20 protein-coding genes and 1 tRNA gene are annotated in these 21,887 nt (G+C 65.2%); 7 read left to right on the top strand and 14 right to left on the bottom strand.

All coding sequences use genetic code 11. The features are described from left to right. Nucleotides 1-83: 83 nt before the first annotated feature. Nucleotides 84-596, top strand: a complete 513-nt coding sequence (locus tag V473_RS14945; protein ID WP_066606549.1) for a hypothetical protein — start codon at nt 84-86, stop codon at nt 594-596. Here the strand turns inward: V473_RS14945 and V473_RS14940 are convergent. The 9 genes from V473_RS14940 to rpsM all read right to left on the bottom strand — a co-directional run bounded on the left by V473_RS14940 (nt 551) and on the right by rpsM (nt 10,339). Further along, nucleotides 551-1,723: an aminotransferase gene (locus tag V473_RS14940; RefSeq protein WP_066606543.1), complete on the bottom strand. Its 1,173-nt coding sequence runs from the start codon at nt 1,721-1,723 to the stop codon at nt 551-553. The two genes, V473_RS14945 and V473_RS14940, sit on opposite strands and share 46 nt — an antisense overlap. 78 nt (nt 1,724-1,801) lie before the next feature. Beyond that, entirely contained in the window at nt 1,802-3,361 is a 1,560-nt protein-coding gene (guaA, locus tag V473_RS14935) for a glutamine-hydrolyzing GMP synthase (protein WP_066606541.1), read from the bottom strand. Nucleotides 3,362-3,404: 43 nt separating this feature from the next. Beyond that, on the bottom strand, nt 3,405-4,655 hold the full coding sequence (locus V473_RS14930; protein ID WP_066606539.1) for a TCR/Tet family MFS transporter: 1,251 nt from the start codon (nt 4,653-4,655) through the stop codon (nt 3,405-3,407). A 47-nt stretch (nt 4,656-4,702) separates the two neighbouring features. Then, nucleotides 4,703-5,329: a hypothetical protein gene (locus V473_RS14925; protein WP_201785529.1), complete on the bottom strand. Its 627-nt coding sequence runs from the start codon at nt 5,327-5,329 to the stop codon at nt 4,703-4,705. Between the two features lie 64 nt (nt 5,330-5,393). Further along, nucleotides 5,394-7,589, bottom strand: coding sequence for a prolyl oligopeptidase family serine peptidase (locus V473_RS14920; RefSeq protein ID WP_066606536.1), 2,196 nt, complete (start codon nt 7,587-7,589; stop codon nt 5,394-5,396). Nucleotides 7,590-7,690: 101 nt separating this feature from the next. Continuing rightward, nucleotides 7,691-8,113, bottom strand: coding sequence for a 50S ribosomal protein L17 (gene rplQ, locus V473_RS14915; protein WP_066606534.1), 423 nt, complete (start codon nt 8,111-8,113; stop codon nt 7,691-7,693). 176 nt (nt 8,114-8,289) lie between these two features. Further along, entirely contained in the window at nt 8,290-9,351 is a 1,062-nt protein-coding gene (locus V473_RS14910; RefSeq protein ID WP_066606532.1) for a DNA-directed RNA polymerase subunit alpha, read from the bottom strand. Nucleotides 9,352-9,469: 118 nt separating this feature from the next. Continuing rightward, a complete protein-coding gene (gene rpsK, locus V473_RS14905) occupies nt 9,470-9,859 on the bottom strand; it encodes a 30S ribosomal protein S11 (protein ID WP_004208752.1) in 390 nt (129 codons plus the stop codon). Between the two features lie 111 nt (nt 9,860-9,970). Further along, nucleotides 9,971-10,339, bottom strand: coding sequence for a 30S ribosomal protein S13 (gene rpsM, locus V473_RS14900; RefSeq protein WP_066606530.1), 369 nt, complete (start codon nt 10,337-10,339; stop codon nt 9,971-9,973). 279 nt (nt 10,340-10,618) lie between these two features. Between rpsM and V473_RS14895 the strand changes: the two genes are divergently transcribed. Then, nucleotides 10,619-11,200, top strand: coding sequence for a hypothetical protein (locus V473_RS14895; RefSeq protein ID WP_066606528.1), 582 nt, complete (start codon nt 10,619-10,621; stop codon nt 11,198-11,200). Between the two features lie 454 nt (nt 11,201-11,654). Here V473_RS14895 and V473_RS14890 read toward each other — a convergent pair whose 3' ends face one another. The 4 genes from V473_RS14890 to V473_RS14880 form a co-directional block, all read right to left on the bottom strand. Further along, nucleotides 11,655-11,924, bottom strand: a complete 270-nt coding sequence (locus V473_RS14890) for a 3TM-type holin (RefSeq protein ID WP_066606526.1) — start codon at nt 11,922-11,924, stop codon at nt 11,655-11,657. A gap of 11 nt (nt 11,925-11,935) precedes the next feature. Beyond that, nucleotides 11,936-12,475 (bottom strand): glycoside hydrolase family 108 protein, encoded by a 540-nt coding sequence (locus tag V473_RS14885; RefSeq protein ID WP_066607444.1) that lies wholly within the window; start codon nt 12,473-12,475, stop codon nt 11,936-11,938. A gap of 85 nt (nt 12,476-12,560) precedes the next feature. Next, nucleotides 12,561-12,836 carry a hypothetical protein gene (locus V473_RS23650; RefSeq protein ID WP_129926774.1) on the bottom strand — a complete coding sequence of 92 codons (276 nt, stop codon included), beginning with the start codon at nt 12,834-12,836 and terminating at the stop codon, nt 12,561-12,563. A 24-nt stretch (nt 12,837-12,860) separates the two neighbouring features. Next, nucleotides 12,861-12,937: transfer RNA gene (locus V473_RS14880), tRNA-Pro, on the bottom strand. Between the two features lie 185 nt (nt 12,938-13,122). Between V473_RS14880 and yajC the strand changes: the two genes are divergently transcribed. The 5 genes from yajC to V473_RS14855 all read left to right on the top strand — a co-directional run bounded on the left by yajC (nt 13,123) and on the right by V473_RS14855 (nt 18,003). After that, the gene (gene yajC / locus V473_RS14875; RefSeq protein WP_066606525.1) at nt 13,123-13,458 is read left to right on the top strand and encodes a preprotein translocase subunit YajC; all 336 of its coding nucleotides are present in this window, start codon (nt 13,123-13,125) and stop codon (nt 13,456-13,458) included. A gap of 8 nt (nt 13,459-13,466) precedes the next feature. Beyond that, a complete protein-coding gene (gene secD, locus V473_RS14870; RefSeq protein ID WP_066606523.1) occupies nt 13,467-15,065 on the top strand; it encodes a protein translocase subunit SecD in 1,599 nt (532 codons plus the stop codon). Nucleotides 15,066-15,086: 21 nt separating this feature from the next. Then, nucleotides 15,087-16,076: a protein translocase subunit SecF gene (gene secF / locus V473_RS14865; protein WP_066606520.1), complete on the top strand. Its 990-nt coding sequence runs from the start codon at nt 15,087-15,089 to the stop codon at nt 16,074-16,076. 47 nt (nt 16,077-16,123) lie between these two features. Beyond that, nucleotides 16,124-16,465 carry an Mth938-like domain-containing protein gene (locus tag V473_RS14860; RefSeq protein ID WP_082679152.1) on the top strand — a complete coding sequence of 114 codons (342 nt, stop codon included), beginning with the start codon at nt 16,124-16,126 and terminating at the stop codon, nt 16,463-16,465. 113 nt (nt 16,466-16,578) lie between these two features. Continuing rightward, a complete protein-coding gene (locus V473_RS14855; RefSeq protein ID WP_066606513.1) occupies nt 16,579-18,003 on the top strand; it encodes a M20/M25/M40 family metallo-hydrolase in 1,425 nt (474 codons plus the stop codon). A gap of 120 nt (nt 18,004-18,123) precedes the next feature. Here the strand turns inward: V473_RS14855 and V473_RS14850 are convergent, their stop codons facing one another. Further along, nucleotides 18,124-21,618, bottom strand: a complete 3,495-nt coding sequence (locus V473_RS14850) for an autotransporter domain-containing protein (protein WP_066606510.1) — start codon at nt 21,616-21,618, stop codon at nt 18,124-18,126. Nucleotides 21,619-21,887: the final 269 nt, after the last annotated feature.

Here is a 21,887-nt window from a genome sequence, read left to right as displayed (position 1 = left end):
CTTCTTTCTAGATAAAAGAAACGAAGGCCCTTCGACAGGCTCAGGGCGAACGGAGGCTAATTTGAAATTGAAGAAGACATATCATGATCCTCGGTTTTTCCATTCCCGCCTTCATCGCGCTGCATGTCGCGATCAGCCTGGTCGGTATCCTTGCCGGGATTCTAGCTTTGGTGGCGCAGGCGAAGGGGCGGTTCCTGCCTGGCGCGCAGGCGGTCTTCCTGGGCACGACGCTGCTGACCAGCCTGACCGGCTTCCTCTTTCCCTTTCGCGGCTTCACCCCGGCGATCGGGGTCGGGATCGTCTCGACTTTGGTGCTGATTGTCGCTTTGGTGGCGCTCTATGGACGCAAGCTGCGCGGCCGGGCGCGGGTCGTCTACGCGGTGAGCGCGACCGCGGCGTTGTGGCTCAACCTGTTCGTGCTGGTGGTGCAGAGCTTCCTCAAGGTGCCCTTGCTCAACGCCTTCGCGCCGACCGGGACGGAACCGCCCTTCCTGGCGGCGCAGGGGTTGCTGCTGATCGCGATGCTGATCCTGGGCGCGGCGATCGTCCGTCAGCCGAGCGTCGCGCGGAAGGCGGAGAGCCGTGCGATCGCCTGATCCAATGTCTGGTTCGTCTTCGAAAAGCAGAGGCGGACCAGATGAGTGACCGGGTCGGCCGGATAAAAGGCGCTGATCGGGATCGCCGCCACGCCCGCTTCGTCGATGATGCGGTTGCAGAAAGCGACGTCGTCCAGCGCGATGCCCGACGCGGGCAGATCGATCGACAGGAACCAGGTCGCGGCGCTGGGCTGGACGACATAGCCCGCTGCCGCCAGCCCCGCCGCCAGCCGGTCGCGCGAGGCCTGATAGGCGGCGCGCTGCTCGGAGAACCAGGCGTCAGGATAGGCAAGCCCCTCCGCCACCGCCCATTGCAGGCCCGGCGGGGTGGTGAAGGTCAGGAACTGGTGGGCGCGCGCCAGCAGGGTGGCGATGGGTGGGGCGGCGCACATCCAGCCGACCTTCCAGCCGGTGACGGAGAAGATCTTGCCCGCCGACCCGATCTTCACCGTTCGGTCGCGCATCCCCGGAAAGGCGATCAGCGGGCGGTGCGGGATGCCGTCATAAACGGTCTGTTCCCAGACTTCGTCGCAGATGGCGATGAGGTCGTGGGCGACGCAGAGGTCGGCCAGCAGCGCCAGTTCCGCGGCGCGCAGGACGATGCCGGTCGGGTTCACCGGATTGTTCATCAGCAGGATGCGGGTGCGCGGCGTGATCGCTGCGCTCAGCGCTTCGCGCGTGACGCGCCAGTCGGGCGGGGTCAGCGTCACGACCTTCGCCACGCCGCCGACGCGCTCGACCAATGGCAGATAGGCGTCGTAGAGCGGGGCCAGCATCAGCACTTCGTCGCCCGGCTTCACCAAGGCCAGCAGGCTTGCGGCGATCGCCTCGGTCGCGCCGGAGGTGACGATCACCTCCTGCGGGCTGAGATCGCATTGCTGGTGACGGGCATAATGGTCGGCGATCGCGCTGCGCAGTTCGGGCAGGCCAGCCATCGGCGGATATTGGCTGGATTTGGTGAGCAGCGCCTCGGCGGCAGCCTGCAACACGGCGCGGGGACCGGGGCCTTCGGGAAAGCCCTGGCCCAGGTTGATCGCGCCGGTTTCGCGGGCGCGGGCGGACATATGTTCGAAAATGGTGGTCGGCATGTCCCGATAGACGGGGTGGCCGAGGGGGGCGCTGGTCATATCAGTCTCCACCGCTGCGGCCGCTTGCGCGGCCGAATAAACCGGATGGCCGTCCCCCGAACGGCCGTTGATCCCGGTTTATTCCCACTCGATGGTCCCCGGCGGCTTCGAGGTGTAGTCGTACACCACGCGGTTGATGCCCTTGACCTCGTTGATGATGCGGGTCGCGACGCGGCTGAGGAAGGCGGCGTCGAAGGGATAGATGTCGGCGGTCATGCCGTCGGTGGAGGTCACGGCGCGCACGGCGCAGACGCTGTCATAGGTGCGCAGGTCGCCCATGACACCGACGGTGCGGACCGGGAGCAGTACGGCGAAGGCCTGCCAGATCGCGTCGTACAGCCCTGCGTTGCGGATTTCCTCCAGATAGATGAAGTCCGCCTTGCGGAGAATGTCGCAGCGTTCCTTGGTCACTTCGCCGGGGATGCGGATGGCGAGGCCGGGGCCGGGGAAGGGATGGCGGCCGACGAAAATGTCGGGCAGGCCCAGTTCCTTGCCCAGCACGCGGACTTCGTCTTTGAACAGTTCGCGTAAAGGTTCGACCAGCTTCATGTTCATGCGTTCGGGCAGGCCGCCGACATTATGGTGCGACTTGATCGTGACCGAAGGGCCGCCGGTGAAGCTGACCGATTCGATGACGTCGGGATAGAGCGTGCCCTGCGCGAGGAAATCGGCGCCGCCGACCTTGGCGGCTTCCTCCTCGAAGACCTTGATGAATTCGCCGCCGATGAACTTGCGCTTCTTTTCCGGGTCGGTGAGGCCGGCAAGGCCGCCCAGGAAGCGGTCTTCCGCGTTTACATGGACCAGCTTGATGCCATAATGTTCGCGGAACAGGCTGACCACCTGTTCGGCCTCGCCCAGACGCATCAGGCCATGATCGACGAATACGCAGGTGAGCTGATCGCCGATCGCTTCGTGGATCAGGACCGCGGCGACCGCGCTGTCGACGCCGCCGGACAGGCCGCAGATCACCCGGCCTTCGCCCACTTGCGCGCGGATTTCGGCGATCTTGGCCGCGCGAAATTCGGCCATGGTCCAGTCACCGGCCAGGCCGCAGACATGGCGGACGAAATTGGCGAGCAATTTGGCGCCGTCGGGGGTGTGGACGACTTCGGGATGGAATTGGGTGGCGTAGAAGCGCTTCGCCTCGTTTGCGGTGATGGCGTAGGGCGCGCCTTCGCTGGTGGCGACGACTTCGAAGCCGGGAGCGAGGGTCGTGACCTTGTCGCCATGGCTCATCCAGACCTGATGCTTGTCGCCGGTGGTCCACAGGCCATCGAACAGGGCGCACGGCTTCTTCACTTCGATGAAGGCGCGGCCGAACTCGCCGCTCTCGCCGCCTTCGACATTGCCGCCGAGCTGCTGCATCATCGTCTGCTGGCCGTAGCAGATGCCAAGGATAGGGATGCCCGCGTCGAAGAGGGCTTGCGGGGCGCGGGGGCTGTCTTCCCACATGACCGAGGAGGGGCCGCCCGACAGAATGATGCCCTTGGGCTGCATCCGCGCGAAGGCTTCGGCGGCGGTGTTGAAGGGGGCGATTTCGGAATAGACGCCGGCTTCGCGTACGCGCCGGGCGATGAGCTGGGTCACCTGGCTGCCGAAGTCCACGATAAGGATGGAATCCTGAAGGGGCAGCGTCATCGAATCGCCTTTATGTCGAGCGTGGGAAGGGATTCGCGCCCGGTTAGTCGCCCGGCCCCGATATGTCCAGTTGCGGCTTGAACTGCTGCCCGGCGCGCCAGCCGATGAGCGCGGCGAAGGCCAGTACGGCGGCGGCGATGAGGAAGGCGCTGCCGATGAAGGGCAGGGGCGGGCGGGGGCCGACCGACAGCGAGTAGATGGCGCCAAAGAAGAGCGGCGAGATGATGCCGGCGATCGCGCCGACGCTGTTGTTCGCGCCCTGCAACTGCCCCTGTTCGGATTCGGAGACGTGGCGGGTCATCAGCGACTGGAGCGTCGGCATAGCGAGGCCCCAGAGCGCGTTGGGGAACATGGCGGCGACGAACAGCCAGCCGGTGGACGCGAGGCCCATGGACGCAATGCCGATGGCGCCGAAGCAAAGGCCCACGACCATGGTGGCGCGGTCGCCCAGGCGCTTGACCACCGGGCCTACAGCCAAGCCCTGCACCCCCATGTCCATCAGGCCCACCAGCGCTAGCAGCCCGCCCACCTGCCACGCCCCCCAGCCATAGCGATCGCCGGCATAGAGGACGAAGATGGCGGAGAAGATATGATGGGCGAAATAGAGGAGGAAATTGCCGATGGCGAGGCTGGAGAGTTCCGGGTGCGAGCGGAGCAGCTTCAATGCGCCGAAGGGGTTGGCGCGGCGCCAGCTGAACGCCATGCGCTTTGCCGGGGCGAGTGATTCGGGCAGGACGAAGCAGCCATAGAGGAAGGCGAGGCCGGACAGGGCGGCGGCGGCCCAGAAGGGCGCGCGCAGCGAAATTTCGCCCAGCAATCCGCCGATCAGCGGCCCGGCGACGAAGCCCGCGCTGAACGCCGCGCCGATCAGGCCATAGCCCCTGGCGCGATCCTGTGGCGGGGTGATGTCGGCCATATAGGCGAAGGTGGAGGTGAAGCTGGACGAGGTGACGCCCGCCAGGATGCGGCCCAATGCCAGCCACCAGAGATTGGGCGCGAGCGCCATCAGCACGAAGTCGAGCGCGAGGCCCGCGACCGAGATCAGGATCACCGGGCGGCGGCCGAAACGGTCGGACAGCGAGCCGATGAGCGGCGAACAGACGAACTGCATCCCGGCCCAGAGGGCGACGAACAGGCCGTTCCACATGCCCGCCGCCGCATCCGAGCCGGACAGGATTTCGATCAATTGCGGCAGGACCGGGATGACGATCCCCATCGACATGACGTCGAGCAGCGCCGTGATGAGGATGAAGGCGATCGCGGCGGTGCGACGGGGCATAAACGGGGCGGTCATGGCGGTTGGCCTAACCGGCCATGACCGCCCTGCCAAGCGGATGCGTGTTACTGTGCTGCAAGATCGCGGCTGATGTATACGTTCGCCACGCGGCCGTTTTTCATGGCGCAGGTGAAGCGGCGCGAGACACCGTCATTGGCGCGGTAGCTGGCGCGGGTTTCGACATAGCCGTCGATATTATAACCGTCCGCCGTGGCGAGGGGCGTTTCCATGTGGCGGACTTCGGCATAGCCGCCTTCGCGGTCCTGCGCTTCGTCGCGCGCGGCCATGGCGCAGGCGTCTGTCATGCCGTCGTCCTGCGCGGCGACATCGGAAAAGTCCGCGTCGTCGCGCGCAGGCGTATCGTTGCGGATGTCCGTGCCATAGTCGGTGCCGGTGCGGGGCGGCGGCGCATCATATGTCCCGCCGGTGTTCGGGTCGCGGACCTGCTTGTTCCTGTTCACGGAGGAGGCGACGACCGCGACCGCGCCAAGAATGGCGGCGACGCCGATCGCGTCGCCCAGGCCAAAGCCGTCGCCGCGGCGATGATGCCGGTTCCAGCCGCCAGGACCGCCGCCATTCCAGCCCCGGTCATAGCCATAACGCGGACGAGCCTCTGCGGCGCTGACGCTGCCCAGCAGCAGTCCCGCGCTCACCAGCGCTCCGGTCATCCAGCGTGTCTTGGTCCCGATCATGCCTGCGTCTCCATGCGATGGACGGGGATATAGCGGCGGTCGGCTGTCGCGCGGCTGAATAAAATTACTGCGGCTTGGCCTTGATCTGCAATCCGGTGAAATAGGCCGCGAAGCCGTAGCTGTCGGCATATTCGTCGATCAGCTTATCCACTGGCTTGCCCGATCCATGGCCCGCCCGGTTTTCGACGCGCAGCAGGCGGGGGCGGGCGCCCAGGTCCGCGGCCTGGAGCGCGGCGGCATATTTGAAACTATGGGCGGGAACGACGCGATCGTCGGTGTCCGCGGTGGTCACCAATATCGCGGGATAATCCTTTCCGCCCAATATGTTGTGATAGGGCGAATAGCCATAGAGCAGGGGGAAATCGGCGGCCTTGTCGGGCGATCCATAATCGTCGATCCAGTAGCGGCCCGCGGTGAAGCGGTCGAAGCGCAGCATGTCCATGACGCCGACGGCGGGCAGCGCGGCGGCGAACAGGTCCGGGCGCTGGTTGACCACGGCGCCGACGAGCAGCCCGCCGTTCGATCGGCCCTCGATCGCGAGGCCGTTCTGGGGGGTGAAGCCGTTGGCTTTCAGATATTCGGCCGCGGCGATGAAATCGTCGAAGACATTCTGTTTGTTCGCGCCGCGCCCGGCATCGTGCCACGCCTTCCCATATTCCCCGCCGCCGCGCAGATTGGCGATGGCATAGGCGCCGCCCTGTTCCAGCCAGGCCATGCGGGTCGCCGAATAGCCGGGCGTGAGGCTGATGTTGAAGCCGCCATAGCCGTAGAGGATGGTCGGCGCGGCGATCGCGCGATCGGCCAGCGCCTTCTTGCGCAAGATCGTCATCGGGATCAGCGTGCCGTCCTTCGACGGGTAGAGGCGCTGTTCGATGCCGAAATCACGGGGGTCGAAGGGCAGGTCGGGCTGGGCGAAGATCTGGCTTTGCAGGCTGGCCGTGTCGAAGCGGTAGATGCTGGACGGGGTGACGAAGCCGGAGAAGCTGAAGAAGGTTTCGGGGTCGCCCTCCCGCCCGCCAAAGCCCGCTGCGGTGCCAAAGCCCGGCAGCGGCACGTCGGTCACCTTGCGCCCGTCCAGATCGACCAGTTCGGCGACCGTCTGGGCGTCGCTCATATAGGCCAGGATCATGCGGTTGCCGACCAGCGATCCGCCCGCCAGCGTTTCGGGCCGTTCGCGGACCAGTTCACGCGGTCCCCGGCGCGGCCGCGATGCGTCGAGCGTCACCACCCGCATGTGGGGCGCGCGGTCGTCGGTCAGGAAGAAGAGGGTCGTGCCCTTGCTGCCGATCAGCCGCCAGTCCTGCGCCGGTCCCTTGACCAGCAGGCGGGGCTTGATCGGGCCGCCGGTGAGTTCGGCGACATGGAGTTCGCGGCGGGGGTCTATGCCCTGAAAGGAGCTGATGATCAGCCAGCGGCCGTCGCCGGTCACCTGGGCCTGATGGCTGAGGGCGGGCCGGTCGGGCGTGGCGTAGACGAGTTGATCCTGCGCCTGACGGGTGCCGATGCGGTGATAATAGAGTTGCTGGTCTTCGTTGGCGGAGCGGAAGGCCTGACCCTCCTGGGGCGCGGCGAAGCGGGAGTAGAAAAAGCCCTCTGCCCGGCCGTCCCAGGCGATCTGGGAGAATTTCACCCATTCGACCCGGTCGTCCAGCATTTTGCCGGTATCGACGTCGAGCAGTTTGAGCGTGCGCCAGTCGCTGCCGGCCTCCTGCACCGCGAAGGCGAGGGTGCGGCCGTCGGGGGAGGGGGTCCATTCGGCCAGCGCGCTCGCGCCGTCCTTCGCCCAGTCATTGGGGTCGAGCAGCAGGCGTTGCAGGCCGGACAGCCCGTCGCGGACATAGAGCGGGGTCTGGTTCTCCAGTCCCTTGTTATAGCCATAGAAATAGCGGCCGCCCGCCTTGCGCGGCACGGTGTAGCGCCCGTGCGAGAGCAACGCCCGCATCCGGCCCTTGAGCGCTTCGCGGCCGGGCAGGTCGTCGAGATAACGGCGGGTGAGGGCATTTTCCCGCCCCACCCAGTCGCGCACCGCAGGGTCGGCGCGCAGGTCGTTTTCCAGCCAGCGATAGGGATCGGCGACCTTCACGCCGAAATGATCCTCGACCAGGTCCAGCCGTTTCGTGATCGGATAGCGCAGCACGCCGGCTTCCGTGCGCCCGCCCGCGTCGATGGCGGCGGCTTCCGGGGTCGCGCTGTCCGGTTCCGCCAGGACGGGATTGGCCGCCAGCAACAGCGGCAGCAGGATCAGGGCAGCGGCGCGCATCCTCTCTTTTCGACTCTTTTCCAAACGACAACAGGCCGTGGCTCCTAGAGAGCCACGGCCTGTTGGTAAAGCGCCAGTCCCTTAATCCGGGACTGGTCGGATCACGCTTCTTCCAGCTCGTCGTCTGCGCTGAAGACCGGACCGCTGTCCTGGCCCTTGGCGCTGACGTCGCGGTCGACCAGTTCGATGATCGCCATCGGCGCCGCGTCGGACGCGCGGAAACCGGCCTTGATCACGCGGGTATAGCCGCCGTTGCGGTCCTTGTAGCGCTCGGCCAGGACTTCGAACAGCTTGACCAGCTGCGCATCGTCCTTCAGCCGGGCGTCGGCCAGGCGACGGTTGGACAGGCCACCCTTTTTGGCGAGGGTGATCAGCTTTTCGACGTAGGGGCGCAGCGCCTTCGCCTTGACCGCGCCGGTCATGATCTGCTCATGCTTGATGAGCGAGGCGGCCAGGTTGCGCAGAAGCGCATTACGATGGCCGGTGGCGCGTTGCAGCTTACGCTGACCCATTTTGTGACGCATGTTGCATTCCTTCGTTCGTTAAGGGACCGTGTGAGGTATCCCAGACCAGGCGGCGAATAAGGGGCGCCGCCCAAAACCCCGATAAACCAGCATCCGTTCGCTTCGAGCGTGGCGAGAAGCGTCTTGCGCGCGCTTCCCGCTGCTCGACTTCGCTCGAAACGAACGGCAGTCTGGCTTTAACCCAGCAGCTCCTGTTCGAGCTTCTTGGCCATTTCCTCGATATTCTCCGGCGGCCAGCCAGGGATGTCCATGCCCAGGCGCAGGCCCATGGACGACAGCACTTCCTTGATTTCGTTCAGCGACTTGCGGCCGAAATTGGGGGTGCGCAGCATCTCGGCTTCGGTCTTCTGGACCAGATCGCCGATATAGATGATGTTGTCGTTCTTGAGGCAGTTGGCCGAGCGGACCGACAGTTCCAGTTCGTCCACCTTCTTGAGAAGATAGCGGTTGATCTGGTTGGTGTCGCTTTCGCCTTCCGAAGCCGCAGCGGCGGTGTGACCCGCAGCAGGCGCAGCGGCGGGCAGCGCGTCTTCGAAGTGGACGAACAGCTGGAGCTGGTCCTGCAGGATACGGGCGGCGTAGGCCACCGCGTCTTCCGGCGTGACGGTGCCATCGGTTTCGATGGTCAGCGACAGCTTGTCATAGTCCAGTTCCTGGCCGACGCGGGTATTGTCCACTTTGTAGGCGACCTGACGGACCGGCGAGTAGAGCGCATCGATCGGAATGAGGCCGATAGGGGCGTCCGCCGGGCGGTTGGCGACGGCGGGGACATAGCCCTTGCCGATGTCAGCCGTCAGTTCCATGTTGAGCGTTGCGCCCTGGTCCAGATGACAGATGACCAGTTCGGGGTTCATCACTTCGATGTCGCCCACGACGCTGATATCGCCCGCCTTCACCACGGCCGGGCCCGTGGCGGACAGCTGCAGCCGCTTGGGGCCTTCGCCTTCCATGCGCAGCGCGACCTGCTTGATGTTGAGGACGATGTCGGTCACGTCTTCGCGCACGCCGGCGAGCGACGAGAATTCATGCAGGACGTTCTCGATCTTGATCGAGGTGACCGCCGCGCCCTGGAGCGAGGAAAGAAGAACCCGCCGCAACGCATTGCCGAGCGTCAGGCCGAAACCACGCTCAAGCGGTTCGGCGACGAAGGTCGCCTTGCGCTTGCCGTCGCTTGTCGGCTTGATTTCGAGGGCGTTGGGCTTCTTCAATTCCTGCCAGTTCTTCATGTTGACAGTCATGTAATTCCCCTGGGGATGTGGCCGAAACGCTTATCATCCTGGACCCGACAGGACGTTGCGGCCGATGTAGACGGGTAACGGGCGGCGCGTCCGCCGCCCGCATGTCGTTCAGCCGCTGTTAGACGCGGCGACGCTTGGACGGACGCACGCCATTGTGCGGGATCGGCGTCACGTCGCGGATGGAGGTGATGTGGAAGCCGACTGCCTGCAGCGCGCGCAGAGCCGATTCACGGCCCGAACCGGGGCCTTTGACTTCGACTTCCAAAGTACGGACGCCATGTTCGGCGGCCTTGCGGCCAGCGTCTTCGGCGCACACCTGAGCGGCGTACGGCGTGGACTTGCGGCTGCCCTTGAAGCCCATCATGCCGGCCGAGGACCACGAAATCGCGTTGCCCTGGGCGTCGGTGATGGTCACCATGGTGTTGTTGAAGCTGGCGTTGACGTGGGCCACGCCGGCCGAGATGTTCTTGCGTTCGCGGCGCTTAATGCGCTGGGGTTCGCGTGCCATTTTGAGTTCTTCCTACAAAATCTGCTAGGCCTAGGCCGCGCCTTGTCGATGGCTGCCTCCGGCGGAGTAAGGCTGAAAACAGTCCCCCGGACTGTTTTCCCGGCGCCTTACTTACTTCTTCTTGCCAGCGATCGGCTTCGCCTTGCCCTTGCGGGTGCGCGCATTGGTGTGCGTGCGCTGGCCGCGGACCGGCAGGCCCTTGCGATGACGCAGGCCGCGATAGCAGGCCAGATCCATCAGGCGCTTGATGTTCATCGCGGTTTCGCGACGCAGGTCGCCCTCGACGGACAGGTCGGCGTCGATGGTTTCACGAATCTGAAGCACTTCGGCGTCGGACAGGTCCTGCACGCGGCGGCTGTGATCGATGCCCAGCTTGTCGGCGATGTCGACGGCGGTCTTGCGACCGATGCCGTGGATGTAGGTCAGCGCGATGATCACGCGCTTGTTGGTCGGGATGTTCACACCCGCAATACGTGCCATGGTAATAGTGTCTCCTGCTCCACAGGGTCGACCGGAGCCGTCCCTATCTCAAAGCGTCCGAGCCGATTTTCCCTGGCCAGGAAAAACGGCCAATTACATAGCCCCAGGACGCAAAAAAGACGGCCAGTGCCAAAAGCACCGCCGCTCGCCACGTTCAGGGGAAGGGGGCCTTTAGCGATTCGGCGGAAAACTGTCAATTGCCATGCGGCCGGACGCAGCGGGTCGGCGGCTCGACCCTTTTCGGGTTGAGCGGGAGCCAAGCGTCCGGCATGGAAGGCTATGCGTCTTATCCCATCCTTCACCGCGCTTGCGCCGTTTTTGATCCTGCTCGGTTCCTGCGTCGGTCCCGGCGCGCAGCGGCCGGTGACGCGGCCCGCGTCTGTACCGGCGCCTGCGTCCGCGCCTGCGCGGCCGTCTCCGGCTGCGCCTGCCCCCGCATCGACGCCGCAGCCCGCGCCGGTCGCGAGCGGCTGGCAATATCGGCCGGTTGCGCCGGGCGGCTGGACCTATCGTGCCGAGGCGGCGGGATCGTCGGCCGCGTTCGGACCCGGCGTTGCCGATGCGCAACTGACGCTGCGCTGCGATCGTGCCAGCCGCCGGGTCAGTCTGGCGCGGGCGGGGGCCGGGGCTGGGCAGGGCGCGCTGATCGTGCGGACCAGCTATGGCGCGGCGAGTTGGCCGGCGACGGTGTCTGCCGGAGCGGCGGGGCAACTGGTCGCCTTCCGCGCGGCGTCCGACGCGGGGCTCGACCAACTGGCCTATAGCCGTGGCAAGATCGCGGTGGAGGCGGCGGGCGCGCCGATGCTGATCGTTCCGGCCTGGGCCGAAATATCGCGCGTCATCGAAGATTGCCGGGGCTGAACCGTTGGACGCGATTCCGGTCGAGGTGCGGACGCGGAAGTATGATTCGAAAAAAGAAAATTACAAGTCTTGATCCTACCTTGCGTCTGATTCAAAGTCCGTCTCGTGGCCGATAAGAGGTTACATCGAAGTCGGCCACGCGGGCTTCAACTAGCGAAAGGAGGTGATCCGATGTCTCATGGTTCAGCATTGGGGTCGGTTCAGTCCATTCGGGAAACGCGCCGCTGAGCGACGCCTTGGCGTCGACCCCTCTCCAGAGACTGTGAGCGCCAATAGACAGGCCATGTCTCTGTGCGGGCGATAGCGCGATATTCCGTTTTCCTTGGGCGGTGCTTCCGGCCGCTGACCATGCACATGATGGGTCGTCGGGTTTCCCCCGACGGCCCCTCTCATGCTTTGCGTGGTCGATGGCATATTGCAGTCCGGGACATAGGAACGGCTGATACTCAGCCGGTCAGCGCTCCAGCCCCTTCGCCTTGCCCCAGGCGCGCGCGGCGGTGTAGCCCAGATAGCCGGTGCCAAAGAGCGCGTAGAGCGGTTCGGGCAGGGCATCGAGATAGGCGCGCATCCCCGCGATGATCGCCGCCGCCGTGGCCGGATGGACGCCTGCGACCAACCCCATCGGCACCGACCAAAGCAGCAGCGCGTACATGACATAGAGGAAGGCGGGCCGCGCCCGCCGTGCCCACGGGTCGGTGGAATCAGATTCGGTCTCCTGCTGCATCACGGCCTCCCTTAACCGATCCGGTTGGCGAGCCAGCCATAGAGAAAGGCTTCGTTGGCCGGGCGCTGCTCCGCCAGGGCGATATAGCGTTCGCCCTGGAGCGCCTCCATCGCCTTGAGCAGAACCTTGTCGCCGGCCGCGCCGCGCAGCGTGCGGAAGGCGCGTAGAGCAGCGAGCGTCCGTGCGCCGATCGCCCGGTCCACCTTGATGTCGGGATAATCCTGCTGGTTGCGGTTGAGCGCATTGAGCGCCCGCTGGAGGAAGCCGGTCGCGGCGGCGACGCCCATATTGACGCCGGTGTCGAACAATTCGGCGGCGATCGGCCCGCTCATCTCGGCGACGAAGGCATAGCCGGGCCGTTCCCAGTAAATTCGGCGGTAGATGTCCTGGGCCACGCTGCGCGGCATCGCCTGCATATCGCCAGCATAGCCATTGGCGCGAGCGACGCCCAAGGTGATGCCCATATTGGTCGGGCCGCCGCGATCGGCGGGGTGATTGCTATAGCCGCCTTCGCGGGCGATGACCTCTTCGATCAGGTCGTCAATATCCATATTCGCCTCCTTCATAGATGAGGCGAATCATTTATCCCATATGGTTCGTTGTAGGACAGGGGAAATGTGGCCCTGTTCGGAGCGATCAGTCGCGGGGTTTGCGATCATCATCTTTCGATGTGACTTCGATATGGCGCTTCATCCAACGCTGAATATGCGTCAGGCTGAGCCGCAGGAGGATCAGCAGGATGGCGCCAAGCGCGGCGCCGGTCATCATATACATAAGGCTGTTTTCCCGGCACCACGGGCGAGGCCGCAACGCCACCGCCATCGTCGCATGGTGGCGTGACCATGTCGATCGACTGTCGGTCATATAGGCGTGCCGGTCGTAAGGCCCAAATGAAAACGCCGCCTTCTGCATATGCGCAGAAAGCGGCGGCTTTCTTGGTCGGGACGAGAGGATTCGAACCTCCGACCCCCACACCCCCAGTGTGATGCGCTACCAGGCTGCGCTACGTCCCGACCGGAGGGCGCCCAATAGTAGCACAAATGGGAAGTTGCAAGCGCTCAATCGCATCTCTTTGCGCCGACCGCCGCAATCCCTAATCATATTGCCTCTGCGCCCCCATCTGTGTTAGCCGCCCGCCCTTGATCCGTGGACGCCGAGAGGGCGTGCGCGACCGACAGACAATGAGGCAGTCCCACCCATGTTCATTACCCCAGCCTTTGCCCAGACCGCGGGCGGGCAAGCCTCCGGCGCCGGAATCCTGGTGCAGATGGCGCCGCTGGTCCTGATCTTCGTCGTCTTCTATTTCCTGCTGATCCGTCCGCAACAAAAGAAGATGAAGGCGCATAAGGCGAAGATCGACGCCGTGAAGAAGGGCGATCAGGTCATCACCGGCGGCGGCCTGGTCGGCAAGGTGGCGCGCGTGGACGAAATTTACGCCGACATCGAACTGGCGCCGGGCCTGAAGGTCAAGGCGGTCAAGGCGACCCTGACCGAGGTGATCGATCCGACCGCCGCCAAGCCCGCGAACGACTGAGCGCCTTCATGCTGAACTTCTCGCGCTGGGCGGTCTTCGCGATCATCCTGCCTCTGGCGATCGGCGTGTTGTGCGCCGTGCCCAGTTTCCTGCCCGACAGCGTCGTGACGAAACTGCCCGGCTTCATGCAGACGCGCGTCAATCTGGGCCTCGACCTGTCGGGCGGCAGCCATCTGCTGCTGGAAGCGTCGACGCAGGATGTGGCCAAGCAGCGCCTCACCAACATGGAAGAGCAGGTCCGCACCGAATTGCGCCGGGGCGATCCCAGGATCGCGATCGGTGATATTTCGAGCCGCGACGGGAAGCTGAGCTTCATGGTGCGTGACCCGTCGCAGGTCGATGCCGCCGTCGAGCGCATCCGCCCGCTGACGCAGGGCGCGGGCCTGACCGGGCAGCGCGATTTCAATGTCGAGGTGGTCAACAGCTCCACCATCGTCATCACGCCGACTGAGGCGGGCATCAAGAATGCGGTCAAGAGCGCGATGGAGGTTTCGACCGAAGTCATCCGCCGCCGCATCGACGAAATGGGCACGCGCGAACCGACGATCCAGCAGCAGGGCGACAATCGCATCGTCGTGCAGGTGCCGGGCCTGCAAGATCCCAAGGCATTGAAGGCGCTGCTGGGCCAGACCGCCAAGCTGGAATTCAAGCTGGTCGACACGACCGCCAACCCATCCGAAGTGGCGCAGGGGCGTGCGCCGGTGGGCAGCGAAGTGCTGCCCTATGTCAACAACCCGTCGGGCGTGCCGTTCATCGCGGTCAAGCGCCAGGTGATGGTGTCGGGCGAGGATCTGACCGACGCGACGCAGGGTTATGACCAGAGCAACCAGGCGATCGTCAACATCCGTTTCAACAGTTCGGGTGGCCGCAAGTTCGGGCAGGTGACGTCGCAGAATGTCAACCGCCCCTTCGCCATCATCCTGGACGGCAAGGTGCTGTCGGCGCCGAACATCAACGAACCGATCCTGGGCGGCAGCGCGCAGGTCAGCGGCAGCTTCACCGTGGAAAGCGCCAACCAGCTGGCCATCGCTCTGCGATCGGGCAAGCTGCCGGTGAACTTCGTGGTGGTGGAAGAGCGCACCGTGGGGCCGGGGCTGGGCGCGGATTCGATCCGGGCGGGCCTGATCGCATCGGTGGTCGCGGTGGTCGCGGTCGCGGTCTTCATGTTCGTAAGCTATGGCCGCTTCGGCATGTATGCGAACCTGGCCGTCGCGATCAACGTGCTGGTCATCCTGGGCGTCATGGGCATATTGGGCGCGACGCTGACGTTGCCCGGCATCGCCGGTTTCGTGCTGACCATCGGCACGGCGGTCGACGCCAACGTGCTGATCTACGAACGCATCCGCGAAGAGCGGCGACGGGGGCGCAATGTCGTGGCGGCGATCGAACATGGTTACAAGGAAGCGAGCCGCACGATCTTCGAGGCGAATGTGACCCACGCCATCGCCGGCGGCATCATGCTCGCGCTGGGGTCGGGGCCAGTCAAGGGCTTCGCCATCGTGCTGCTGATCGGCATCGCGACCAGCGTGTTCACCGCCGTCACCTTCACCCGCATGGTCGTCGCGAACTGGGTGCGCCGCACCCGTCCGACCGACATTCACATTTAAGAGGGGCGGGAGGACACACCCATGAAACTTCTCAAGCTCGTCCCCGACAACACCAATATCGGCTTCGTTGCGATCCGCAAATGGGCCTTCGCCCTGACCGCGCTGCTGACCGTGCTGGCCGTGGGCGCGACCGCGCACAAGGGCCTCAATCTGGGCGTCGACTTCGTCGGCGGCCTGATGATCGAGGCGAAATTCCCGCAGGCGGTGGATACCGACAAGGTGCGCTCCACCATCGGCCGTCTGGGCGTGGGCGAAAGCTCGCTCCAGCAGTTCGGCGACGCCAATACCGTGCAGATTCGCCTGCCATTGCCCGATCAGGGCGGGGCCGGCGCGGCCAATGCTGTGGTGGAAAAGACCCGCCAGGCGATGGTCGCGCAATTCCCCGGCGTCACCTTCTCCCGCTACGACACGGTGTCGGGCAAGGTGTCGGGCGAGCTGATCCAGAATGGCGTGCTGGCGGTCGTGCTGGCGATCCTGGGCATCGCGGTGTTCAGCTGGTTCCGCTACGAATGGCAGTTCGGCGTCTCGACCTTCGTCGCGATCGTGCATGACGTGCTGATGACGCTGGGCTTCTTTGCGATCACCCAGCTCGAATTCGACCTCAACATCATCGCCGCGGTGCTGACGATCGTGGGCTATTCGATCAACGACAAGATGGTGATCGACGACCGTATCCGCGAAAATATGCGCAAATATCGCAAGATGGACATGAAGGCGCTGATCGATCTGTCGGTCAACGAGACCCTTCCCCGGACCGTGATGACGTCCGTCACCATCCTGCTGGCGCTGGGCGCGCTGCTGCTGCTGGGCGGCCATGTGCTGCGCGGCTTCACCGCCGCCATGATGCTGGGCATTATCGTTGGCACCTATTCGTCGGTCTATGTGTCGTCTTCGCTGCTGATTTCGCTGGGTCTGACCCCGCAGACATCGGATAAGAAGGCGGCCAAGAAGGGCGACTATGCCGGCACCGCCGAGCGGGTCGGGCCGCGCGACGATGGGGCCAAGCCCTGAGCGACGCCGGGATCAAGGTTCGCCGGGACGATGACGGTCAGGGACCGATCGTCACCGGCTTTCAGGGCCGGGGCTTTCGGGTGCGCGATGACGTGTTTCCCGACGGCCTGCTGCTCAGTCCGGTGCGGGCAATGGCCTGGGCCGATGCGCCGGATGTCGAGGCGCTGACGGTGAAGGCGCTGGGCGACTTGTTCGATGCCGATCCGAAGCCTGAATTCCTGCTGCTGGGCACCGGCGCCGGATTGCGGCAGCCGCCGCGCGCCTTCGTCCGCGCGGTCGAGGCGTTGGGGATCGGCGTGGAGGCGATGGACAGCCGCGCCGCGGCCCGCGCCTGGGGCGTGCTGCGCGCCGAGGAGCGGCAGATCGTGGCGGCGTTGCTGCCTTTGTAATGGATGGTTTCGTGTTCCCGCCTGCGCGGAAACACACACGCTTTGCTAGAAGCCTTGCCGTCCCGTCGCCGCTCCGCCAAGCTGCGCACCTCTTCCATCCAAGGGGCTTTTCCATGGCATTTCGTCGTCCCGCCGCCGCGCTGATCGCGGCGCTTCTCGTCACCACCAGCGCCCACGCCGCGACCCCCGATGCGCAGGCGCGCGGGGGCGAGGCCGCTTTCCGGGGTCTGTACAAGGAACTGGTCGAAACCGATTCGAGCTGGCCCGATGGCAGTTGCACGCTGGCGGCCGAACGGATGGGCGCGCGGTTGAAGGCGGCGGGCTATGGGACAAGCGACGTAGCGATCATCGTCGATCCGGCGCATCCCAAGGAAGGCAATCTGACCGCCATCCTGCGCGGCAGCGACGCCAAGCTGCCCGCCATCCTGCTGCTCGCCCATATCGACGTGGTCGCGGCCAAGCGCAGCGACTGGGAGCGCGATCCGTTCAGCCTGATCGAAGAAGGCGGCTATTTCTACGGGCGTGGCACGTCCGACGACAAGGCGATGGCGGCGGCCTTCACCGACCAGATGGTCCGTTACAAGACCGAGAGCTACACGCCAAAGCGGACGATCAAGCTGGCGCTGACCTGCGGCGAGGAGACGGAGAAGGCGCTGAATGGCGTCGAATATCTGCTCAAGACCAAGCCCGATGCGATGTCGGCCGGATGGGCGCTGAACGAGGGCGGCGGCGGGTCGCTGGACGAGAGCGGCAAGCCGGTGAGCCAGGGCGTGCAGGCGGGCGAGAAAGTCTATCAGGACTTCACCTTGACCGCGACCGCGCCGGGCGGCCATAGTTCGCGCCAGACCCCGCATGTCAATGCGATCGGGTGGATGGCGGCGGCGCTGGCGCGGGTCAACGCCTATGATTTCCCAGTGAACCTGACCCCGGCGGCCAAAGCCTATTTCGGCGCGTCGGCGTCGCTCTATCCCGCCAAGGTGTCGAGCGCGATGGCGGCGATCGGCGCGGGCAAGGCAAGCGCGGCCGACTATGCGACGGTGTCGGCCGAGAGCGCGAGCTGGAACGCGACGCTGCGCACAACCTGCATCCCGACGCTGATTTCCGGCGGCCATGCGCCCAATGCCCAGCCGCAATCGGTGACCGCCAACGTCAATTGCAGGATCATTCCGGGCGAGGCGGTGGACGCCGTGTTGGCGCGGTTGAGCGAGGTGGCGGCCGATTCGAAGGTCAAGGTGACGCTGGCCGATCCGCCGCAGCCCAAATCCTCCGCGCCCGAACTAACGCCGCAGATCATGGGGCCGATTGAAGCGCTGACCAAGGAGATGTGGCCGGGCGTGCCGGTGATCCCGCGCCTCGCCACCGGGGCGACCGACGGGCGTTTCACCAATGCGGCGGGCATCCCCACCTATGGCGTGTCGGGCATGTTCGCCGACCCGGACGGGCAGGGGGTCCATGGCCTGAACGAACGCATCCGCGTCAAGTCGATTCTGGACGGGCGGGCATTCCTGTACCGGCTGGTGAAGCTGTATACGCAGTGAGGTGCGAAAAGCCATCTACGCTCGAAGCGGACGGACGTTCATGATCCTGTCCCACCGCCACCCCAACGAAAAAGGGCCGCCCCATCGGGCGGCCCTTTCCTTTCGGCTGGGAGCCGGAAATCAGAAGCGGAATTTCACCGCGGCGCGATAGCTCTGATATTTCACGTCGCTGCGCCACAAGGTCGTGTCGGCCGACAGGCTGAGATCGACATTGCCCGTGGTGATCGTCAGGCCGCCGCCCACCTCACCCCAATTGCGGTCCGAACCGCCGAGCGCGAAGGGCGCCAGGCTGCCGGTGCCGCCGACCAGATTGGCCAGGAAGAAGGCCGGCTGATCGTTGAATTCATGGACGAAGTTGGCGGTGACATAGGGTTTGAAGCTGCCGGTGTTGGCCTTCACCGTAGCGCCCAGGCGGCCCTGGGCGCTGCGGATGGCGTGACGTTTGATCACCAGCGCGGCGTCGCCGCCATATTCGGCCAGGTTGCCCGAGCTGATGTAAGCGCCACGGATCGAGGCGCGCGGCACGATGCTGAAGGCGTCGCCGCCCAGCGCCTTGCTGAGCCCCAGTTCGCCCGACAGCGCCAGTTCCTGGTCGCTGCCATAAAGGGTGTAGGGGGTGACGCCGACGGCGAAGGAACGGCGCGAGCGGGTGGTGAGGGTGCCGGCGCTGCCGACGCCGTCCAGCTTGACGCCGCCCAGGTCGAAGGCGCCATAGACGGTGCCCTGATAGAGCCGCGCGCGCGCCGTGTCATTGGCGCCCGTATCGCCCTTCAGCTCGCTGAACGAGGCGGCCAGGCCGATCACGCCATTGTCGCCAAACGCCTTTTCGACGCCCGCCGCCGCATACCAGCCATCGAACTGGTCACGGCCGAGCGGGATGGCGGTGCGCATCGGCGCGCTCTTGCCGTCCAGATAGCCGCCCGCCAGAAAGGCGCTCATGTCGTCGGGCAACACGCCTTCGCGGGTCGTCGTGTCGCCGCCGCCGCCCTGGTCCATGCCCAGGTCGATATTGTTGAGGCTGGCGGAGGCGAGCTGGATCGGCTGGCCGGTCATGGTCAGCGTGCCGCCCATCGAACCGCCGTCCAGCTTGGTCAGGCGGTCGCGATAGAAGCGCGCCATATTGTCGTTGAGCACCTCGGCCATCGACGTCTTGAGCGTTTCGGTGCGCGGCGCCATCGCCTCGAACGTCGCCTGCACGCCGGCGACGCTCAGCAGGTCCGCTTCGCCGTAGAGGGCGGCGTAATTGGCGTAGAGCGACCGGTTCTGGTCGAGCAGCTGGGCGAAGCTGGTCTGGTTCTGCGCCGCCGGATTGACGACGTCGGCATAGAGACCCGCGTCGATACGCACGCTGACGGAATTTTCGCCATAGATCAGCACCGGCTTGAGCACCGCGGACAACTGCGCCGGGGCGGTGAAGGTGCCGTCGATGCCGCCTTCCGCCGTTACGAACGTATATTGGTTGCCGAAACGGATCTTGGCGCCGGCAGCCTGGCCGAAGGCGACCTGGCCGCCCAGCGCCGCGATGCCGTCGATCGGATCGCCGACCGCGAGGAGCGACACGTCGCCATCGGCCTGCGCCGCGGTGATCGCAGCGGCGCTGCGCTGTTCCTCCGTGCTGCCGCCGCCATCGCCGCCGCCGGTGTCGGGATTTTCGCCTTCGCCTTCGCCACCATCATCCGTGACGAACTCGGTCGCCTTGACCGCCAGCACGTCCGACACGCCATTGGCGCCCAGGTCGATCTGGAGTGTGCTGCCCGACGTCAGCAGCGCATTGCCCTCGACCGTCAGCGTGCCGATGGTGCCGATGCCACCGGGAGCGACGGTGCCCAATATGTTGGTGAAGAAGGGCGTGCGCAGCGTGCCGCTGCCCGACAACAGGCCGGTCAGCAGGAAATAGTCGCCGGGCGTTTCGATCGTGCCGTTGACATTCACCACCCCGGACAGGTGGGAAATGTCCATCAGGCTGGTCAGCGAGCCGTCCGCCGTGACGTCCAGCGCCGCGCCGGTGCCGGCGATGGTGAAGCGATCGACGGTGACGTCCGTGTCGAGCGTGGTCTTGCCCGCCGCGCTGAGCGTCACGTCATAATAGCGGCCGATAATCCCCTGCGACGCCAATGGGTCGATATTGTTGGGGACGAAATCGGATGCGCCGGGCAGGCCGTTGGCCAGCGTCGGGCTGGGCAGGACGGCCTGGGTAGTGACTTCGCCGTCATCGGCTTGCGCGTCCAGGATGGCGGCGTCGGCCAGGGTGGCGCCGTCGCCATTGGGGCTGCGATCGGCGATGTCCACCTTGCCGATGGCGTTGGTCAGGGTGGCCGATCCGGCCGGGGTCGCGGTGGTGCGGTCATCTTCGGTGACGGGCTGGCCGTTCACGATCAGCGTGTCGGTGCCGACATCGTAGCAGACATCGTCCGGGCTGTAGCAGAGCTGGCCGAATTTCGGGGCGCTGTCTTCGCCAAAGGCGCCCGCGCCGGGCGTGGTGGGCACGCCGTTGACCAGGGCGCCGTTGCTGTCGATGATCCGGTAATTGGGATCGAGCGCCGTGATCCAGTGAGAGGCGTCGCTCCACTTGCCATCGCCAGCCTTGGCGGTGGCGTAGCGGTAGGGGTTGTTCTGCGCGATCCAGTCCCAGAACAGATAGAGCGGCTGGTAGAAGGACGAGCCGCCATAGGAACTGGCGGGCTGTTCGAAGAAGTAGCGGCTGCCGCCCGACAACACGCCCAGCACGACCTGTTCGTTGAACGTCTGGTCGAGAATTAGCGGGCCGCCCGAATCGCCGCCCGCGGTGCTGCCTTCGTTGGGCAGCGCGTCATCCTTGAACAGGTTGAAGTCGAACGGGTTTTCGCGCGTCGGATCGTCGAAATCGGTGTGATAGAGATTCTGGGTATAGCCCCCGCCGCCGCCGAAGAGGAAGGTGTCAACATCGTCGAGCGACCCCAACATGCCCAGGAAATTCTCCGCCGTCTTGCGGCGGAAGTCGATGCCATAGCTGTTGCCGGTGGTGCCGCTGCCGCTGCGGCCATAGCCGGTGATGGTCACATGATAGCCGGTGCCGCTCGTCTCGCTGATCGACGACGGGGCGGGCAGGGCGGAAAACAGCATCGCCCAGGTGGGGACGTCGGACGCGGGCGTGTCCAGCGTCGCCATCGCGACGTCGCCATAGAGGAAGCTGAGCGCCGGGGGATCGAGCGAATCCGGGTGATAGGCGATATTGTTGACATTATAGACGCTGAGCGCCGTGTTGGTCTGGAACCCGTTGCTGAGCCAGTCGATCAGGCCCGGCCGGGCGTCGTTCTGGAACGCGAAGGCAACGGGCACGCCGCCATTGACGGTGCTGTAGTCGGCCGACGTCTGGTCGTTGACGCAGTGGGCGGCGAAGATGACGGTGCGCGGGTTGATCAGCGTGCCGGTGCAGACGAAGCCGTCGGCGCGATACATGATGCCCACGCCGTTGACATCGCTGCCGTCGATGATGTCGGTAGGGCTTTTGTCGTCGGTCGGTACGACCGCCTGCGCCATCGGCGCTACGGCGAGGGCGGCGATGGCCGCGGACGCCAGCAAGGCAGGACGACCGACGCGCGCCAACAGGCCCACGCCATTCTTGCGAATGTGCATGATATAAACTCCCCAAAGACCGAGCGGGAAGCTAATCCACTGTATTGACCAAGACAATCGGCCAATTATGAAAACTTATGTCATGTATCCAAAACGTCACAGCATGTCTGTTTTGTCCTAAAGGATGATGGCGTCGACAGGCGGTCTTGTTCTTTGTTCATCCGAAACGAACCTTCCTTTTTAGGGCTGTGCAGGGCGTATCGCTAATCCTGATCAAGTCTTGCATCAGCGGCCATACCGGCCGCGCCTTGCGCAACGCCCCATATCTG

The organism is Sphingobium cupriresistens LL01 (assembly GCF_001046645.1).
GTDB lineage: Bacteria > Pseudomonadota > Alphaproteobacteria > Sphingomonadales > Sphingomonadaceae > Sphingobium > Sphingobium cupriresistens.
This window is presented reverse-complemented; position numbering and strand designations above follow the sequence as displayed.

Excerpts from the sequence above, each read along its gene's own strand:
- V473_RS14945 (WP_066606549.1), top strand. The coding sequence starts at position 84 with ATGATCCTCGGTTTTTCCATTCCCGCCTTCATCGCGCTGCATGTCGCG.
- V473_RS14940 (WP_066606543.1), bottom strand. The coding sequence starts at position 1,723 with ATGACCAGCGCCCCCCTCGGCCACCCCGTCTATCGGGACATGCCGACC.
- guaA (WP_066606541.1), bottom strand. The coding sequence starts at position 3,361 with ATGACGCTGCCCCTTCAGGATTCCATCCTTATCGTGGACTTCGGCAGC.
- V473_RS14930 (WP_066606539.1), bottom strand. The coding sequence starts at position 4,655 with ATGACCGCCCCGTTTATGCCCCGTCGCACCGCCGCGATCGCCTTCATC.
- V473_RS14925 (WP_201785529.1), bottom strand. The coding sequence starts at position 5,329 with ATGATCGGGACCAAGACACGCTGGATGACCGGAGCGCTGGTGAGCGCG.
- V473_RS14920 (WP_066606536.1), bottom strand. The coding sequence starts at position 7,589 with ATGCGCGCCGCTGCCCTGATCCTGCTGCCGCTGTTGCTGGCGGCCAAT.
- rplQ (WP_066606534.1), bottom strand. The coding sequence starts at position 8,113 with ATGCGTCACAAAATGGGTCAGCGTAAGCTGCAACGCGCCACCGGCCAT.
- V473_RS14910 (WP_066606532.1), bottom strand. The coding sequence starts at position 9,351 with ATGACTGTCAACATGAAGAACTGGCAGGAATTGAAGAAGCCCAACGCC.
- rpsK (WP_004208752.1), bottom strand. The coding sequence starts at position 9,859 with ATGGCACGCGAACCCCAGCGCATTAAGCGCCGCGAACGCAAGAACATC.
- rpsM (WP_066606530.1), bottom strand. The coding sequence starts at position 10,339 with ATGGCACGTATTGCGGGTGTGAACATCCCGACCAACAAGCGCGTGATC.
- V473_RS14895 (WP_066606528.1), top strand. The coding sequence starts at position 10,619 with ATGCGTCTTATCCCATCCTTCACCGCGCTTGCGCCGTTTTTGATCCTG.
- V473_RS14890 (WP_066606526.1), bottom strand. The coding sequence starts at position 11,924 with ATGCAGCAGGAGACCGAATCTGATTCCACCGACCCGTGGGCACGGCGG.
- V473_RS14885 (WP_066607444.1), bottom strand. The coding sequence starts at position 12,475 with ATGGATATTGACGACCTGATCGAAGAGGTCATCGCCCGCGAAGGCGGC.
- V473_RS23650 (WP_129926774.1), bottom strand. The coding sequence starts at position 12,836 with ATGCAGAAGGCGGCGTTTTCATTTGGGCCTTACGACCGGCACGCCTAT.
- yajC (WP_066606525.1), top strand. The coding sequence starts at position 13,123 with ATGTTCATTACCCCAGCCTTTGCCCAGACCGCGGGCGGGCAAGCCTCC.
- secD (WP_066606523.1), top strand. The coding sequence starts at position 13,467 with ATGCTGAACTTCTCGCGCTGGGCGGTCTTCGCGATCATCCTGCCTCTG.
- secF (WP_066606520.1), top strand. The coding sequence starts at position 15,087 with ATGAAACTTCTCAAGCTCGTCCCCGACAACACCAATATCGGCTTCGTT.
- V473_RS14855 (WP_066606513.1), top strand. The coding sequence starts at position 16,579 with ATGGCATTTCGTCGTCCCGCCGCCGCGCTGATCGCGGCGCTTCTCGTC.
- V473_RS14850 (WP_066606510.1), bottom strand. The coding sequence starts at position 21,618 with ATGCACATTCGCAAGAATGGCGTGGGCCTGTTGGCGCGCGTCGGTCGT.